The organism is Actinophytocola sp. (assembly GCF_036002505.1).
In the GTDB taxonomy this organism is placed as follows: domain Bacteria; phylum Actinomycetota; class Actinomycetes; order Mycobacteriales; family Pseudonocardiaceae; genus DASYTH01.
The window spans coordinates 14,396-29,610 of the sequence record NZ_DASYTH010000388.1; the positions used below are offsets into that span (position 1 = coordinate 14,396).

General features: G+C 70.6%; 14 protein-coding genes. 6 read left to right on the plus strand and 8 right to left on the minus strand.

What is annotated here, in order from left to right; translation table 11 throughout:
* A complete protein-coding gene (locus tag VGR06_RS34020) occupies positions 1 to 1,344 on the plus strand; it encodes a dipeptidase (RefSeq protein WP_327563296.1) in 1,344 nt (447 codons plus the stop codon).
* 522 nt (positions 1,345 to 1,866) lie between these two features.
* On the opposite strand, the gene VGR06_RS34025 is transcribed toward VGR06_RS34020, so the two are convergent.
* The 4 genes from VGR06_RS34025 to VGR06_RS34040 are packed head-to-tail and all read right to left on the minus strand — an operon-like array spanning position 1,867 to position 4,163.
* On the minus strand, positions 1,867 to 2,697 hold the full coding sequence (locus VGR06_RS34025; RefSeq protein ID WP_327563297.1) for a class II glutamine amidotransferase: 831 nt from the start codon (positions 2,695 to 2,697) through the stop codon (positions 1,867 to 1,869).
* An 11-nt stretch (positions 2,698 to 2,708) separates the two neighbouring features.
* Entirely contained in the window at positions 2,709 to 3,164 is a 456-nt protein-coding gene (locus VGR06_RS34030) for an RDD family protein (protein ID WP_327563298.1), read from the minus strand.
* Positions 3,161 to 3,505 (minus strand): hypothetical protein, encoded by a 345-nt coding sequence (locus tag VGR06_RS34035; protein WP_327563299.1) that lies wholly within the window; start codon positions 3,503 to 3,505, stop codon positions 3,161 to 3,163. Before VGR06_RS34035 ends, VGR06_RS34030 begins: the two co-directional genes overlap by 4 nt.
* Positions 3,506 to 3,527: 22 nt before the next feature.
* Positions 3,528 to 4,163, minus strand: coding sequence for an HdeD family acid-resistance protein (locus tag VGR06_RS34040; RefSeq protein WP_327563300.1), 636 nt, complete (start codon positions 4,161 to 4,163; stop codon positions 3,528 to 3,530).
* A gap of 179 nt (positions 4,164 to 4,342) precedes the next feature.
* Here VGR06_RS34040 and VGR06_RS34045 point away from each other — a divergent pair, with 179 nt between their 5' ends.
* The 4 genes from VGR06_RS34045 to VGR06_RS34060 all read left to right on the plus strand — a co-directional run bounded on the left by VGR06_RS34045 (position 4,343) and on the right by VGR06_RS34060 (position 8,635).
* A complete protein-coding gene (locus VGR06_RS34045; protein WP_327563301.1) occupies positions 4,343 to 4,834 on the plus strand; it encodes a Gmad2 immunoglobulin-like domain-containing protein in 492 nt (163 codons plus the stop codon).
* Positions 4,835 to 5,011: 177 nt separating this feature from the next.
* The gene (locus tag VGR06_RS34050) at positions 5,012 to 5,449 is read left to right on the plus strand and encodes a DUF6325 family protein (RefSeq protein ID WP_327563302.1); all 438 of its coding nucleotides are present in this window, start codon (positions 5,012 to 5,014) and stop codon (positions 5,447 to 5,449) included.
* A 42-nt stretch (positions 5,450 to 5,491) separates the two neighbouring features.
* Positions 5,492 to 5,737, plus strand: coding sequence for an SHOCT domain-containing protein (locus VGR06_RS34055; RefSeq protein WP_327563303.1), 246 nt, complete (start codon positions 5,492 to 5,494; stop codon positions 5,735 to 5,737).
* A 276-nt stretch (positions 5,738 to 6,013) separates the two neighbouring features.
* On the plus strand, positions 6,014 to 8,635 hold the full coding sequence (locus VGR06_RS34060) for a LuxR C-terminal-related transcriptional regulator (protein WP_327563304.1): 2,622 nt from the start codon (positions 6,014 to 6,016) through the stop codon (positions 8,633 to 8,635).
* On the opposite strand, the gene VGR06_RS34065 is transcribed toward VGR06_RS34060, so the two are convergent.
* Positions 8,604 to 9,932: a hypothetical protein gene (locus VGR06_RS34065; RefSeq protein ID WP_327563305.1), complete on the minus strand. Its 1,329-nt coding sequence runs from the start codon at positions 9,930 to 9,932 to the stop codon at positions 8,604 to 8,606. The genes VGR06_RS34060 and VGR06_RS34065 overlap by 32 nt on opposite strands.
* A 34-nt stretch (positions 9,933 to 9,966) precedes the next feature.
* On the minus strand, positions 9,967 to 10,404 hold the full coding sequence (locus VGR06_RS34070; protein WP_327563306.1) for an STAS domain-containing protein: 438 nt from the start codon (positions 10,402 to 10,404) through the stop codon (positions 9,967 to 9,969).
* 382 nt (positions 10,405 to 10,786) lie between these two features.
* On the opposite strand from VGR06_RS34070, the gene VGR06_RS34075 reads away from it, so the two are divergent.
* The gene (locus VGR06_RS34075) at positions 10,787 to 10,990 is read left to right on the plus strand and encodes a hypothetical protein (RefSeq protein ID WP_327563307.1); all 204 of its coding nucleotides are present in this window, start codon (positions 10,787 to 10,789) and stop codon (positions 10,988 to 10,990) included.
* Between the two features lie 17 nt (positions 10,991 to 11,007).
* Here VGR06_RS34075 and VGR06_RS34080 read toward each other — a convergent pair whose 3' ends face one another.
* Both VGR06_RS34080 and VGR06_RS34085 read right to left on the minus strand, forming a co-directional pair.
* A complete protein-coding gene (locus VGR06_RS34080; RefSeq protein WP_327563308.1) occupies positions 11,008 to 12,228 on the minus strand; it encodes a cytochrome P450 in 1,221 nt (406 codons plus the stop codon).
* 78 nt (positions 12,229 to 12,306) lie between these two features.
* Positions 12,307 to 15,117, minus strand: a complete 2,811-nt coding sequence (locus VGR06_RS34085) for an ATP-binding protein (protein ID WP_327563309.1) — start codon at positions 15,115 to 15,117, stop codon at positions 12,307 to 12,309.
* Between the last annotated feature and the right edge of the window lie 98 nt (positions 15,118 to 15,215).

Genomic DNA, 15,215 nt, shown 5'->3' on the forward strand with positions numbered 1-15,215 from the left:
ATGGACCTGCGAGCACGCATTGCCGGCGAGATGCCGCGCACCCAGGCCGAGCTGGCCGACCTCGTCGCCTTCCGGTCGGTCGCCGACCCGCGCCAGTTCCCCGCCGAGGAATGCGAACGCGCCGCGAACTGGGTGCGGGACAGGTTCGCCGAGGTCGGCTTCTACGACGCACGCCTGGAGAAGATGGCGGACGGCAGCCAGGCGGTGATCGGGTCACGGGAGTCCGCGTACCCGCACGCCCCCACCGTTCTGCTGTACGCCCACTACGACGTGCAGCCTCCGGGTGACGAAGCCGCCTGGCGCACGCCGCCGTTCCGGCTGACCGAAGTGGACGGTCGGTGGCACGGCCGCGGAAGTGCCGACTGCAAGGGGAACATCCTCATGCACCTGACCGCGCTGCGTGCCCTCGGCCCGGACATCCCGGTCAACCTCAAGCTGGTCGTCGAGGGGTCCGAGGAGCAGGGCACCGGCGGCCTCGAGGATTTCGTGCCGCGCCACGCCGACCTGCTCCGCGCCGACGCGATCCTGGTCTGTGACACCGGAAACGCCGCCGTCGGCCGGCCCGCGGTCACGATCAGCCTGCGCGGCATGGTCAACGTCGTGGTGCGGGTCGAGGCGCTCGCCGCCGAGCTCCACTCCGGAATGTTCGGCGGCGCGGCACCGGACGCCCTCGCCGCGCTCATCGCGATGCTGGCGACGCTGCGCGACCTGCACGGCAACACCACGGTGAGCGGCCTGTACGGGGGCCAGACCTGGCCCGGCGAGCCGTATCCACGCCAGCAGTTCCGTGGTGACGCCGGCATCCTCGACGGCGTCGGCATGCTCGGCGACGGAAACGTCTCCGACATGCTCTGGGCCCGGCCGGCGCTCACCGTCCTCGGCATCGACTGCCCGCCGGTGCTCGGCTCGGCGGCCGCCATCACGCCCACCGCGTCCGCGCGGCTGAACCTCCGCATCCCGCCGGGGGTCTCCCCGGCCCATGCCCACAGCGCCCTCGCCGACCACCTGCACGCGGCCGCCCCCTGGGGCGTCAGGGTTTCCCTGCAGGTCGAGGCCACCGGCGCGCCCTTCCGGGCCGAGACCGGAGGTCCGGCGCACCAGACCATCGCCGCCGCGATGCTGGAGGCCTACGGCACCCCGAGAACCACGCTCGGCCAGGGCGGGTCGATCCCCCTCTGCAACGTGCTCGCCGCCGCCTACCCGGCGGCCGAGATCATCCTGATGGGCGTCGAGGAGCCGCTGGCGGCGATCCACGCTCCCAACGAGAGCGTGGCCCCCAACGAGATCGCCGCCATGGCGCTGACCGAAGCGCTGTTCCTCAGCCGCTATTCCGCGGCGCGCTAGTCGAGCTTGTTTTCGGGCAGTGCGCACGGGTCGCCGGGGTGGTCCGGCACGTTGACGGGCGGCGGTTGGGGTTGTGGCTGGGTTTAGCGAAGGCTGGGGAGGTGGGCGGGCCTGAGCCTGGTCTTCCCGGCGCCGTGGCAGGGTGGCTGGGGCCTTGGGCGGGTGGGCCGGGGCGGCCATGATCGCTGTTATGGGCGGGTCAGCCGTGCCTGGCGCGGTCAGCGAGCCCGAATCGGTGATCTTGCCGGCAAGATCGCTGAAAGTGGGCGTTGACGCTCATATCTGAGCGCCAGCGCCCTGAAACAGCGATCATGAACTCCGCCATCACCCACACGTGCCACAATCGCCCCATCAGTCCCACCAACCCCGCCACGAAGCGGCCCGGTCTTGGTCCTCGTCCCCGCCGCCGGGGCACCGCAGCCCCACCACCCCGCCCGTCCCCCGTCCTTGCCTTCTTCGAACCCAGCCACCCCCCAACCGCCACCCGCCAACGCCACCCGACCCACCACCCAGCCAGGCCAGTCACCCGGCCGCAGGCCGGAACGGGTGCAGTTCCTTGACGCCGTTGTGGGCGACCACGCAGGTCGCCTCCGGCACCTCGTGCCAGGCGCCGTGCAGGCCGCCCAGCGGCTCGGACACGATAATCAGCGTTTCCGGTGAAATAGCCTGCAGCGCGGGATTGTCCGGATACTGCTCGCGCAGCGTCTCGACATCCGTGCTGTGGAACAGGGACCGGGACCGGCCTTCGCTGGAGTACCGGAACGCCCACAGGGTGTCGCCGCCGGTGGTGGCGACCGTCAGCTGGATCGGGTACTCGATCCCGTGGCTCCGGCCGGTTTCCTCGACGAACCGGACCGCCTGGGTCATCGCGGCGAGCGGGTCCCGTTCCAGGCCGAACGTCAGGGCGAGGAAGAACAGGATCTCGGAGTCGGTCGAGCCCTGAATATCGGGATAGAGCTCGGGATCGACCACCAGCGCCAGGTCGCGCCGCACCTTCGGGAAGTCCGTGATGAGCCCGTTGTGCATCCACAGCCAGCGGCCGTGCCGGAACGGATGGCAGTTCGTCTCCTGCACCGCGGTGCCGGTGGACGCGCGAATATGCGCGAAGAACCGGCCGGACCTGGCGAAGGCCGACAGCTCACGCAGGTTGCGGTCGTTCCAGGCCGGCTTGACGCTGTGGAACACCCCCGGCGTGTCCAGATCTCCGTACCAGCCCACGCCGAACCCGTCCCCGTTCATGGTCTCCGCACCCAGGCGCGAATGCTTGCTCTGCACCACCAACGAGTTCTCCGGCTTGTACAGCAGATCCTCCAGGCGGACCGGGGAACCCGAGTAAGCCAGCCAGCGACACATGCCAACCTCCTTCACCGCGACCAGTCATAAACGACGGACGTCCGAACCACGACGTCCTGAAGCGATTGATTCCGCGCGCTCACCGCGCACCACAGCAGCCCGACCGGAAACACCACACACAGCACGGCCCGCACCAGGGCGCCGGCCGGCCGCAACCGCCCGGCCGGCCCCACCACCCGCAGGCCCATGAGCAACGCGCCGCAGGTCCGCCCGCTGATAGTCCACGCGGCGGCCAGGTAGCCGACGGTCGACGCGAGTGCCACGCCCACCGTGAGCCAGCGCGAGGGCCGGGGAAAGCCGAACGTGAACGGGTGGACCAGGAACGCCAGCCCAGCGACCATTCCGTACTCGCACGACACGATCGCCAGCAGCACCACGGCATCCAGAACCGCGGCGGTCATCCGGGTCATGATCCCGGCACGCCGCCCCTGGTGCGGCCATGCCTCGTGCGGGGCGTGCCCGGTCATGACGGGCCGGTGGGACGGTGCCGCAACCGGCCGCGCACGCGCCCGACCGCCTCGTCGGCGGCGATGCCGCCCAGTCGGACCCGCCGCACCGAGCCGGATACCAGCACGCCGGTGGACTCCCGGACGAGCCGCGGCAGGTCGACCGCGCCGAGGACGTCCTCGACCAGGCCGGCGAGATCAACCTCCGCGACCACCCGGTCGAGGTCGACGTGCCGGATGATCAGCGTGGTCATGTCGACCCGCCGCAGCACCTCCGCCACGACCAGCGGAACGAGTGCGTCCAGCACACGCCGGGCGGCCCAGCGGGGCAGCACCAGCGGGAGGAGCCCCAGGCGCGCCACGGACCCGACCCACGAGCTTGCCCTACGTTGCCGCGTCGACTCCACCATTGCGATCCTCCGGGCGGCGGCCAGCGCCGGCATCGCTCACCGGGGGTGAACTTCCCGGCGGGGCAACGGTTCGGGTCCGCCGTCCGGTGGCCATCGCGCCGATCGTGACGGTCAGCCCGATCGCGATCAGGGCCAGGCCGAACAACCAGGCGAGGGCGAGCACGCCGGGAGCCGGATAGGCGAGCACCACGATCCCGGCCACGAGGCTTACCGCGCCGGAGGCGATGGTCCAGCCACCGCCTCCGGTGAAGCCGTGAATCAGTTCGATCACACCGTTGACCACCCAGCTCAGACCGAACAGCAGCACCAGGAAGGCCGCGGCGGGGAAGGGCAGGACCAGGCACCAGGTGCCGGCCGCGACCAGGAACAGGCCGAGGATCAGGTACAGCGCCCGGGTGCGGCCGCTGTCGATGTGGCGGGTCAATGCGGTCACCGTCCGGATGACGCCAGCGACGATCAGGTGAATGCCCAGGATGACGGCCACGGTGACGACCGCGGCTCCGGGCCAGACGAGGACGAGCACGCCGGCCAGCACCGTCAGCACACCGAAGGCGATCCGCCATCCCCGGGACGGTCTGGTCGAGATGACCGTCCGAGCGGCAGCACTCATCGGATACCCCCTTTCCCTGGGACTGGGTGCCGGTCAGACGTTTCGGTATTCGGCCCCCGCCGGCATCCCCCGCACCGGATGAGCTGGCTCGGGGATCATCTGTCCACTGTGGAGCACAGGGGCCGCGAGCGGTGTGCCGGATGGAGGGGCCAGAATGACGTGCGACGAGAGGGGTGGACATGTCGATTGACGTTCAGCAGCCGCGGTCCTCCGACCTGGTGACCGACCGGATCCAGATCGGCGGGGTGGCCGGCGGGGCGTTCGAAGCCGGCTTCAGCTACCGGATTCACGAAGGCCACGACGAGGTCACCGGGAGTTTTCTGTCCGGGGACGGGGCGGGCGGCCATGGTCAGTTCCAGGTGACGGCGAACGTGGCGGGTGCCGCCTTCAGCCTGCCGCAGCTGTTCGTCGAGGTCTTCCATGTCTCGCCAAAGGATGGGGCCGAGCTCGACAAGGTCGTGGTGCCGGTGCTGCTGGGGCGGATCATCATCCCCGGGTACCGAAACTACCTGGAGCACACCGTGGCGCCGGGCGAGACGTTGTGGGCGATTTCGACCAGGTACTACGGGAATGGCAATTTCTACCACCGGCTCGTGGCCGCCAATCCGCAGACGATCACGAATCCGAACGTGATCCATCCGGGCGATCTCATTCGAGTTCCCCAGGCCTGACGGTCGGCCACCGCGGCCAACCCTTCGCCGAACGGGTGTCACGTCATCCGACGTTTCGGCGGCCCGCGAACATCCCACGCGCCGGATGGCCTGTCGCGATGACCCGCCCGGCGCCGCTCGTCCGGCCACCTGTCCCGGGCGATGCCCGGCCTGCCCGGGCGCGGCCATGCTGCGTCAGTGACCGACGAACTGACCGATCTGGGCCCTATCGACTATCTCATCGTCGAGTTCCCGGAAAACCGCATGACGGGTGCGGGACTGGCGCACCTGCTCGGGCTCGTCGACCGGGGCATCATCCGCGTCCTCGACCTGGTCTTCGTCCGCAAGGAACCGGACGGCTCGATCACCGTGCTGAGCGTCGCCGACCTGGACGGCGACGGAACCCTCGACCTCGCCGTTTTCGACGGAGCGTCGTCCGGGCTGCTGAGCCGGGACGACATCGACGAGGCCGGCGTCGTGCTCCGGGCAGGGAGCACGGCGGCCGTTCTCATCTACGAGAACCTGTGGGCGGCCCCGATGGCCGCGGCGCTGCGCCGAAGCGGCGCCCAACTCGTCGCCACCGGGCGAATTCCTTGGCTGGACATCGCCTCCGCGCTGGACGCCGCTGGTTCGTAAGAGCGGTTCGCCGATCCGGCAACCCCTGAGGAAGGACAAACCATGCCAGGTTTGCTGCGTGGCATCGCCCGCACCGCCATCGTCGCCGGCACCGCGACCGCGGTGTCCAACCGGGTGACCCGGCGGCAAGCGGGCCGCTGGACCCGGCAGTCCAGCGCTCCGCCGGCGGCGGACGATGACGTCGACGAGACCTTGAGCCAGCTCCGTGAGCTCAACGAACTGAAGAGCCAGGGAGCGCTGACCGAGGATGAATTCCAATGGCAGAAGCGGCTGATCCTCGAGCGATGAGCCTAATCCCCTCAGGGGGAGCAGCTTCTCAGGGGGAGCAGCTTCCGGACGGCCATGCCACCGCGGATTCGTTCACCTCCCAGCGACCCCTGCCCGCCAGGAATCATTACCCCAAACAGGTAATGATCCTTTCTCCGGCCCACGATGGTATTGACGGGAGATCCGTGAAGGGTCTTTGATCAACCGGGTTGACACCCTCCTCAACCGGGACGAGGAATGCAGTTAAGTGAACCGTTAAGCCATTCGGTGGTTCGCCATGTCGCCCACCTTGCCAAAGTGGTCGACCCGAGCATGCCGGTGGCCGCGATGAAGGTGCGCATTCCCGCCACCACATCGACCGTTCTGCCGCGCGAACATCTGCACGCCCTGCTGGACACGGCGGCCGGCATCAGCGCTGCCGGCGGCCCCGTGACGGTCGTGTGCGCGCCCGCCGGTACGGGAAAGACGACGATGCTCGCCTCCTGGGCCCGGCGGCGGACCGAGTGCGGCGACAGTTGTGTGGCGTGGGTCTGTCTGGACTCCGAGGACGACGATCCGATCCTGCTGTGGTCGGCGATTCTGCGCGCGCTGCGGGAGAGTGGTGCCTGGGAACGGGGTGGTCCGCTCGACGCGTTGACACCCCCGCCGGGCGAGCCGTATGCGGCCCTTATCGCCGGGGTGATCGCGGCGATCGACCGGTTGGTCAGACCGATCGTCCTGGTGCTGGATGACGTGCATGAGGTGCGTTCCGCGGGCGCCGTGCGCACCTTGAACTTCCTGCTCCGTTATGCGCCCGCCATGCTGCGGATCGTGCTGGCGACCAGATTGCCGCCGGCGCTGAACCTGGCCCGGCTCATGCTGGAAGGGCGACTCCGGGAAATCGGCGCCAGTGAGCTTGCCTTCTCCGCGGAGGAAGCCCGGCTGCTCTACGCACAAGAAGGGATCCGGCTGACCGATGCGGACCTCCGGCTGCTGATGGAACGAACCCGGGGTTGGCCGGCCGGCCTGCGGTTCGCCGCGATGAGCCTGGACGGCACGGTGCAGCCGGCCCGGCAGATCACCGGCTTCACCGGGGACAAGCGGATCGTGGCCGACTACCTCATTGACGAAGTCGTTGCGCGGCAACCAAAAGATGTCCAGCAGTTCATGCTGTCCACAAGCGTCACGCAGTCGTTCACCGCCGGCCTCGCCGCCGTGTTGAGCCGGCAGCAGAATGTCGGCCATATTCTCGACCATCTGGAACGCGCCGGCATCGTCGAGTGCGACCAGGACGGCTCCCAGCGCTGGTACCGCTACCACCCGCTGCTCGGCAGGTGCCTGCGTGCCGAGCTGGGTCGCCGCCGGCTGTCCGACCGGCATCTGCTCAACCGGACGGCCGCCGGCTGGTTCCTCGCCGCCGGCGACCCGCTGCGGTCGATCGTGCACGCGCTCGCCGGCCGCGACGACGAGCTCGTCACCCGGCTGGTCACCGACCACGGGCTCGAGCAGATCCTGCGGGGACGATCCGGCCGGCTGCGCGGAATTCTCGACACCGCACCGGCCCACGTGCTGGCCCGGCAACCCGTCGCGTTCGTGGCTGCGGAGGCGACCCTCGACCTGGGTGATCTACCGGCGGCCGACCGGTGGCTGAGGGGCTTGGCCAGGTCAGCGCACACGCAGCGATCACGCGCGCAGCTGGCCACGGTGTGGCTGCACCGCGCCCTGGTGCAGGGTGACATCGGCGCCATGCTGGCGAAGCTGAAAACCACGCAGGCCGGCCACACCGGCGACCATGACCTGGACCTGCTCGCCCTGCTCCACCGCGGTGTCGCCGCGGCCTGGACCGGCAACCGGCAGGCCGCGGCGGCGGATCTGCAACGCGCCCATGACCGTGCCACGGCCGAACACCGGGACGCCGTCGTCCTGCACAGCAAAGTGCATCTGGCCGCGGAGGGCGACCTCACGCACCTGCGAGAGCTGGCCGAGTCCGCGCTCAGGTTCGCCAAGTCCCGAGGCTGGGCACGGACATCCCGCTGCGCCTACCTGTACTTGCTGCTGGGTGTCGTCGCCTACCAGCAACTGGACGATCAGCGGGCCCGGCAGCTCTGGACGATCGCCGGCAGCAACCGGGACGGTGCGCCGGCCGACCCCACCATCCCGCTGTTCGCGCGCACCCTGCGGGCAATGGTCGTGTTCGACCATGCCGAGGACCCGGTGTCGGTCACGACCACCCTGCAGCGGCAATGGCAACGCGTCGGTGACCGGAACCCGTCACCGGCCCTGCTCGCCTACGTGCTCCCGGCCTGCCAGCGGATGGCGCTCCGCACAGGGAACCAGGCGTGGGCGACGGAGTTGGCCGAGCGGGCCGACGCTCTGCTCTACCCCTGCGGGGAACGCGCACTGCTCCGGGCCGGCCTGCACGCCCACACCGGCAGGACCCGCCTGGCCAGGCGGCTGCTGGAGTCCGTCCTCAACGGCCAGAACCGCACCATCGTCACCCCGACCCTCATCGACGCCTGGCTGCTGGAAGCCGTGCTGGCGCATCGGATCGAGAACGTCCAGGACGCCCACGAAGCCCTCGCCCGAGCCCTCGCCGTGGCCGCGCCGCACCATGCGCTCCGGCCCTTCCACGAGGCCGGCCCCGCGATCCGCACCCTGCTCGCCGACGGAGCCGGCCGGTTCGGTCAGCTGGAACCCTTCGCCGGCACGGTGTTGGCCGGACTACCCGCGTCCGCCCCCGACCTCACCGACGGGCTCACCAAACGGGAACAGGCCCTGCTCGCCGAACTACCCTCGATGCGCACCGCCGAAGAGATCGCCGATTCCCTGTTCGTCTCGGTCAACACGGTCAAGACCCACCTACGCGGCATCTATCGCAAACTCGGGGTCAACCGCCGCCGGGACGCCATCACCGTCGCCCGCCAGCGCGGGCTCCTGTGACCGGCTTCTGGTCAAGAAACTGGATCACCGCAAGGCAGGCGACCAGCACCAGCGCGATCATCAGAACGGCAAGGCCGCTGGGCCGGTCCAGAAACACGAAGACCAGCACGGCCAGGCCCACCGCCCCGATCCGCAGGGCACCGAGGTGGGTGTGCACCCAGCCGCCGACCGGGCCGGTGCGCAACCCGGCCTTCGTGCCGCGCTCGCGAAGCCAACCAAGGGTCTGCCCGGCGGAGGCGCGCAGGCGGGCGGCGGTGACCGCCGGTCCGGTCAGGAACGCCCCCGCGGCGACCACCAGGCCGAGCACGAGCGCGGTGCGCAGCCCGTCGCGCAGGAACCGGACCAGGATGTCGAAGGCAGCCGCGGTCGCGGGCGCCGACCTGCCCGGCACGCTGTCCACCAGCACCGCACGCGACACCAGCAAGGTGCCCGCCAGCACGACCATGCCCGCCGCGACACCGAGGCCGGTGGCCAGCACCGCCCGCCGGTGATCACCGGCGAGGTAGACACCCAGCGCCAGGACGGCGGCGGCGACCCACGGCAGCCAGGCCGCGGCCCGGTCCAGCGTGGAATACGCGGTTCGCGCCCGCACCAGATCCCTCGCCTCCGCGATGGCGATCGTGGGATGCACCTCGGGCAGCCGAGCCGCCACCGCCAGACCCGACTCGGCCAACTGCTGCTTCGCCGCGTCGAGGAACGGGGCCAGATCCAGCACCACGTCCGAACCGCGGACCGCGACCGCCGAGGACGACCCCGACAGCACCGCGTTGGCCTGCTCGTGCGCTATCCGGACGACGCGGTCCCAGGCCTGCGCGAACTGCGGGCTGGCGAACAGTTCGCCGACCTTGGTGTGGACGAAGCTCCGCACGCTCGCGGCCAGCGGACCGGTGAGGTCCCGCAGGCGATCGGCGATCCGCGGCGGCAAACCCTGGGCGGAGAGGGCGTCCACCGCTTCGCCGGCCAGCGCCCGCACGTCGACGTAGCTGAAGACGGTGTCGGTCACCCGGTCGGTCAGCGCCGCCTGCACCGAGGGTTCCCGGATCAGCGGGCCCACCGTGGCGACGAACCGGTCGGTGTCCGCCACCTGGTTGTGCACCCACACGGTGGCCAGCGATACGGGCGCCAGCGCGCAGCCCACCACGATCAGCACGCCCGCGACGAGCGGCTTCCCCTTCATCAGGCGCCGGGGCCGGGACGCCCGCAGCGCCCCAACCTCACCGCGCAACCGCTCCAACTCGGCACGCTCGTCGCCGCTCAGCGCCGGCCCGTCCCGGTCCAATCCGCTCGAATCGGGCACGGTCGGCCTCCCACTGACGCCTGCGTGCCGCTGTTCAGCAGCTGACCATCTGGTTGTCCACGTCCTCGACGTCGTGGTGCGGGAGACCCGGACGGGTCCACTCGATCAGGCAGGAAACGCAGCCGTCGTCGAGGCCCCGCGCGATGCCGGTGTCGTCGGACCTTTCCGGGACCGCGAGGACCCGGTCCATACCCAGTATTTCCACGACCTTGCGGACCGGCCCGGACGCCGAGACCACGCTCAGGTATCCGCCGAGCCGGCGAGCCTGTGCCCGAATTGCCAGGAGCACCCTGACCCCACCGCAATCCATGAACGTGACCCCGGCGAGATCGACCGCCAGCCGCGGCCCGTGCCGCCGGATGACCTCACGGGCACAATTGTGTAGGCGCCGGCTGGACCCGAGGTCGATCTCGCCGGCCACCGAAACCATCGTTTCGAGGCCGTCTCGCCGTACGCTCAGCAGCAGGTTCATCGACGTGTATCTCCCGCCCGTTCATTCGTGCGCCGTGCCGGTGCCGGACGGACCGGGCCCGATCGCTGGCCGCCAAGGTGTGGCCCCGAACCAACACCACTGCGAACTCCGCTCGACCCGTCCGGCACCGACTGGGACCCGGCTCCAGGGGTGGTTTCGGCTTTCCGAGTCCACGTGTCAACCTGCCGGAATCTCCCCCGGTGGTCCTCACCCACACCGGGTGATCCCGCTCGCGGCCTCCGGCCGCCCGCCGATCGTGTCCATTGTGGAGCTTCCAGCCGGTGAATCACCCGCCGCGCACGAGGCGACGAGCCGGCGTCTGCCAACACCATCAGTGCTCTCCGGAGCGGATCGGCTACCGGAACCGGGGAGAGGAGTCACCATGGCGGAGCCGTCCCGACGCCGCAGCAGGATGGCGGTGGTCAGCTTCATGATGATGCTCCTGCTCACCGCAAAACGCGCCGAGCACCACTCCGGTCAGGGGTACGGCGGCAGCGAATCCGACGGCATCGTGTCCACACTGGACGCCGTGCCCGAGCTCATCAGCGAACTGGGACAGTTGCTCGGCGCGCTGACGAAGCCATGACCCGCTCGGACCGCCGGTCAGCTGGCGCCGATCGTGATTTCCAGGTTGTTCAGGCCGCGGACCTGAGTGTAACGCCGCAACGGCATGCACCCCGGCGTCACATGGTAGCGAGGAATACGCGCGTGCCATTCTTCCAGAGCGATCCGGAGCACGCTGCGGGCGACGAACATGCCCAGGCACCTGTGGGGGCCGATGCCGAAGCCCAGGTGGCGCGTGCTGGAGCGGGAGAAGTTGACGTTGTCGGGGTCGTCGAAGACCTCGGGGTCGCGGCCGGCCATGCCCCAGGGTACGAGGACCTGGTCGCCGGCGTGCAGCGTCTCGCCGTGGAGGTTGATGTCGCGGGTGAGGACGCGGGCGGTGGTGGAGATGGGTTCGTAGCGGAGGAGTTCTTCGATGATTGTGGGGATTTTGGTGGGGTCGGTGGCGATCAGGTTTTGTGCGTCGGGGTGTTCGGCCAGGTACAGGAATATCATGCCCAGGGCGGAGTTGGTGCTGTCGAGGGCGGCCATCATGGTCAGGAAGACGACGTTGATCATTTCGTCTTGGGTGAGGGGGCGGCCGTCGTGGGTGGCGTTGAGGAGGCGGCTGAGGACGTCGGTGCGGCCTTCCGTCCCGGCCTCGCGGCGGCGGGTGATGGCGTCGCCGAAGAACTGCCAGAGGGTTTGGTTGGCTTCTTGAATGTCTTTGTCGGATTGGGCTTTGGGGAGGGCTTCGTAGGCTAGCCAGTCCTTGTGGACTAGGAGTTCCTCCAAATATTCATGGCCGATGCCGAAGTGGGTGAGGAAGGTGTCTGCGGGGAGGGGGATGGCGAAGTCGGTGATGAAGTTGCACGATCCCTTCTCCACGATGGGGTCGATCAGGGAGAAGGCGGCGGAGCGGATGTGCGGGACGAGGTGTTTGACGGCGTCGGGGCTGAACAGGTCGGAGAGGGTGATGCGCCAGGCGCGGTGGACGAGGCCGTCGAGTTCGATCGGAATCATTTTGGGGCCGAAGAACTCGTGGTGGGGGATCATGGATTTGTCGCTGGAGAATATCTCCGGGTTGCGGGCGGCCCATTCGATGTCGGCGTAGCGGGTGAGGATCCAGTAGCCGCCGAACTCCTCGGAGCGGACGACGGGGGCGTGGGCGCGCAGCTCGGCGAAGGGGGTGACCGGGTCCTGCTGGAGCCAGGGTTGGAACACGTGCCACTGGCGGATGCGTTCGGCCAGGGTGTCGGGCGCCGCGAACGGGTCGGCCATCTTGCGCTCCCCACGTCGAGTCGAGACCGGTGAGATCACGACAGCATCGGCGGCGGGGCTAACGAGTAGCTAAAGCCGTCAGTCGTGTACGAGGAGGTTGGCCAGGGCAGCGCGGGAGCGGATGTTGAGCTTGCGGTAGATGCGGGTGAGGTGGACGTCGACGGTGCGCGGGCTCAGCGACAGCGCGGCGGCGATCTCGCGGGTGGACTTGCCGGTCTTGGCCAGGCTCGCCACCTCCCGTTCCCGGACGGTGAGATCGGCGAAACCGGACGGCGGGGTGCGCGGCTCGACCCGGTCGGCGAGACCGGCCAGCAGGCGCTCGGCCATCTCCCCCAGCCACTGGGCGCCGCACGGGCCGGCGAGCTCCGCGGCCATCCGCAGCATGGTCGCCGCCTCGTCGGTGAGGCCGGTCTCGGCGACGTGCGGCGCGGCGAGCACCAGCACCCAGGCGTGGTGGATCGGCATGCCGGCGGCGGTGAACTCCCCGGCCGCGGAACGGAACAGCGTGACCGCCGCGGCCAGCCGGCCGTCGTGGCGAGCCAGATGAGCCTGCGCCAGGTAGGCGTGGCCGCGAGCGTCCGGCAGCGCCAGCGTCTCGGCCGCGGTGCTGGCGCGGCGGGCCCATTCGGTGGCGGCCACGGGGTCACCGGCCTCCAGGGCGGCGGCGGTGAGCAGCTCGTAGCAGCGCGGGCGCAGGCCCAGCGGCAGCCGGTCGAGGTCGTGCCCGCCGCCGTTGGACAGCAGCAGGTCGGTGGCCCGGGAAAGCTCCCCGTTGAGCCGCAACGCGGTCGCGAACGGCACGGCAGCGCTGGCCGAGCAGCCGGCGCTGGCCGCGCGGAGCGCCGTGAACGCCTGCTCCCCCAAGGTGATCGCCTGCATCCGGTCGCGCGCGTCCAGCCACGCCGCGGCCTCCGACTCGATGGCCAGCGCCAGACCCACCAGGCCCTGCGCGTGGTGGCGCAGCGCCGACTCGCGGGCCCGGACCGCGTCCACCCGGGCGTCGGCGAGGTGCCCGCCGTGCCGCAGCCCCACGCTCAACCCGCAGAGCAGTGCGGATTCCAGGAACTCGTGCCCGGAGTCGCGCACGATGGCCAGGCCCCGGCGGAAGTTGTCCACCGCGTCGGTGAGCCGGCCGGTGAGCAGCTCCGCCCAGGCGTGGATGACCAGGTACTCCGGATTGATCGCGAGCTCCCGGTCGGTCAGCCGGTTCAGCAGCGTGGCGCTGGACGCCACCGCGTCACCGGGCCGGGCCCCGACCGCGGCGGCGAACGCGGTCAGCGCCCGCACGCCGGATTCGGCCAGCTGGTCGTCCTGCTCGCGGGCCAGCCGCAGCGCCGCTTCGAGCTCCTCCGGCTTCGGCAGCTTTCCGTCCAGCAGCCCGATGATCCCGCGGCCGATGCGCAGCGCCGCCCCGTCGCCGGCGGCCAGCTCCGCGTCCAGCAAGGCTTCCGCGTGCTCCCGCCCGCCGCGCAGGCTCGTGGTCAGCGCGCACCAGGTCAGCGCCGCGGTGCGGATGTCGGCCGGCTCGTGGATCACCATGCGCAGCGCCGCGTCCAGCACGTGCCGGACGTCCTGGTGCCAGGACAGGCCCTCGAATACCCGGCCCAGCAACCGGAACAGCGCCACCCGGCGGGCCTCCACCGAGCGGGCCCCGGGCAGCGCGCCGAGCGCCACCTGGAACCAGTACACCGCGGCCACCGGGTCACCGGCCTGCATGGCGTCCTCGGCGGCCCGGGTGAGCACCTGCAGCGCGTGCGGATCCGGGCCGGACAGCGAGAACTCCACGTGCGGCGCCTGCTCGGCGGCCGAGGCCCCGCTGGCCGCGAGCACGGCCTGGGCCCGGCGGTGCGCGGCGACCCGCCAGCGCGGATCCGTGTTGATGTAACACAACCCGCGCAGCACCGGGTGCCGCCAGGTGAACAGCGGGCTGCGGCCCACCGGCCGGAGGAGATCGCGCCGGATGAGCGGGGCCACCGAGGAGTAGACCTCGCCCTTGTCCAGATCCGCCACCGTGGCCAGGGTGTCCAGGTCGAACTCACCGAGCACCGCGGCCGCGTCGATGATCGTCTGCTCCACCGCGGTGAGCGTGGCCAGCTCGCCGACCATCCGGGCGGCGAAGTGGCTGGGGATGCCGGCCGCGCACGGCACCCCGGCGCCCTTGTCCCGCAACGAGGCGGCGTTCGCCAGCGCCAGCAGGTACAGCGGGTTGCCGTTGCCGCGGGTGTGCAGCTCGAGCAGCCGCTCGTCGTCGACGGCGCGGCCGAGCAGCTCCGCGGACTGGGCCAGGCTCAGCTCGCCCAATTCCACCCGGTCGACCGTGCCCAGCTCCATGCCGTGCGCCAGCGCACCGCGCAGCCGGGCGGAGGCCTGCGGCGTGCGGTGCGCGACCACGGTCAGCAGCGGCGCGTCCACCGGCCAGCGGGTCAGGTAGTCCATCAGCCCGATCGAGTACTGGTCGGCCCAGTGGAAGTCGTCGAGCAGCAACAGCATGCCGGCGCCGCAGCGCTGGCCGATCAGCGTGCGGACGGTGCGGTAGGCCTGTAACCGGTCGTAGTCGGACAGTGCCTCGCCCTCGGCGGCCAGCCGGGCGACCACGCCGTCGGCGTCGATGCCGTCCAGCACGGCGGCGAAGGCGTGCAACGGCATCCGCCGCTCCAGCTCGGAGCACCGGCCGCTGAGCACGGTGACGCCCCGCTCGGCGGCCTCGGCGCCGAGCGCGGCGAGCAGCCTGGTCTTCCCGGCGCCCGGCTCGCCGACCAGCTCGATGATGTGGCCGGACCGCTCGCCCAGGCTGTCCAGCGCCGCGGTCAGGATCTCGGCCTCGGCGCGGCGCACCAACGGGTTCGGCACATCCGGCTTGGGAACGCGCTCGGCCACCCGCACAGCCACTACCGTCTCCACCTTCCCCCACTGGTCGGGGCGAATCGAACGGTACCCACGGTCGGCGCCCGGCGAGGCGTTCTCGCCTCGTGGGACGCCGATCACAC

Excerpts from the sequence above, each read along its gene's own strand:
- VGR06_RS34020 (WP_327563296.1), top strand. The coding sequence starts at position 1 with ATGGACCTGCGAGCACGCATTGCCGGCGAGATGCCGCGCACCCAGGCC.
- VGR06_RS34025 (WP_327563297.1), bottom strand. The coding sequence starts at position 2,697 with ATGTGTCGCTGGCTGGCTTACTCGGGTTCCCCGGTCCGCCTGGAGGAT.
- VGR06_RS34030 (WP_327563298.1), bottom strand. The coding sequence starts at position 3,164 with ATGACCGGGCACGCCCCGCACGAGGCATGGCCGCACCAGGGGCGGCGT.
- VGR06_RS34040 (WP_327563300.1), bottom strand. The coding sequence starts at position 4,163 with ATGAGTGCTGCCGCTCGGACGGTCATCTCGACCAGACCGTCCCGGGGA.
- VGR06_RS34045 (WP_327563301.1), top strand. The coding sequence starts at position 4,343 with ATGTCGATTGACGTTCAGCAGCCGCGGTCCTCCGACCTGGTGACCGAC.
- VGR06_RS34055 (WP_327563303.1), top strand. The coding sequence starts at position 5,492 with ATGCCAGGTTTGCTGCGTGGCATCGCCCGCACCGCCATCGTCGCCGGC.
- VGR06_RS34070 (WP_327563306.1), bottom strand. The coding sequence starts at position 10,404 with ATGAACCTGCTGCTGAGCGTACGGCGAGACGGCCTCGAAACGATGGTT.
- VGR06_RS34075 (WP_327563307.1), top strand. The coding sequence starts at position 10,787 with ATGGCGGAGCCGTCCCGACGCCGCAGCAGGATGGCGGTGGTCAGCTTC.
- VGR06_RS34080 (WP_327563308.1), bottom strand. The coding sequence starts at position 12,228 with ATGGCCGACCCGTTCGCGGCGCCCGACACCCTGGCCGAACGCATCCGC.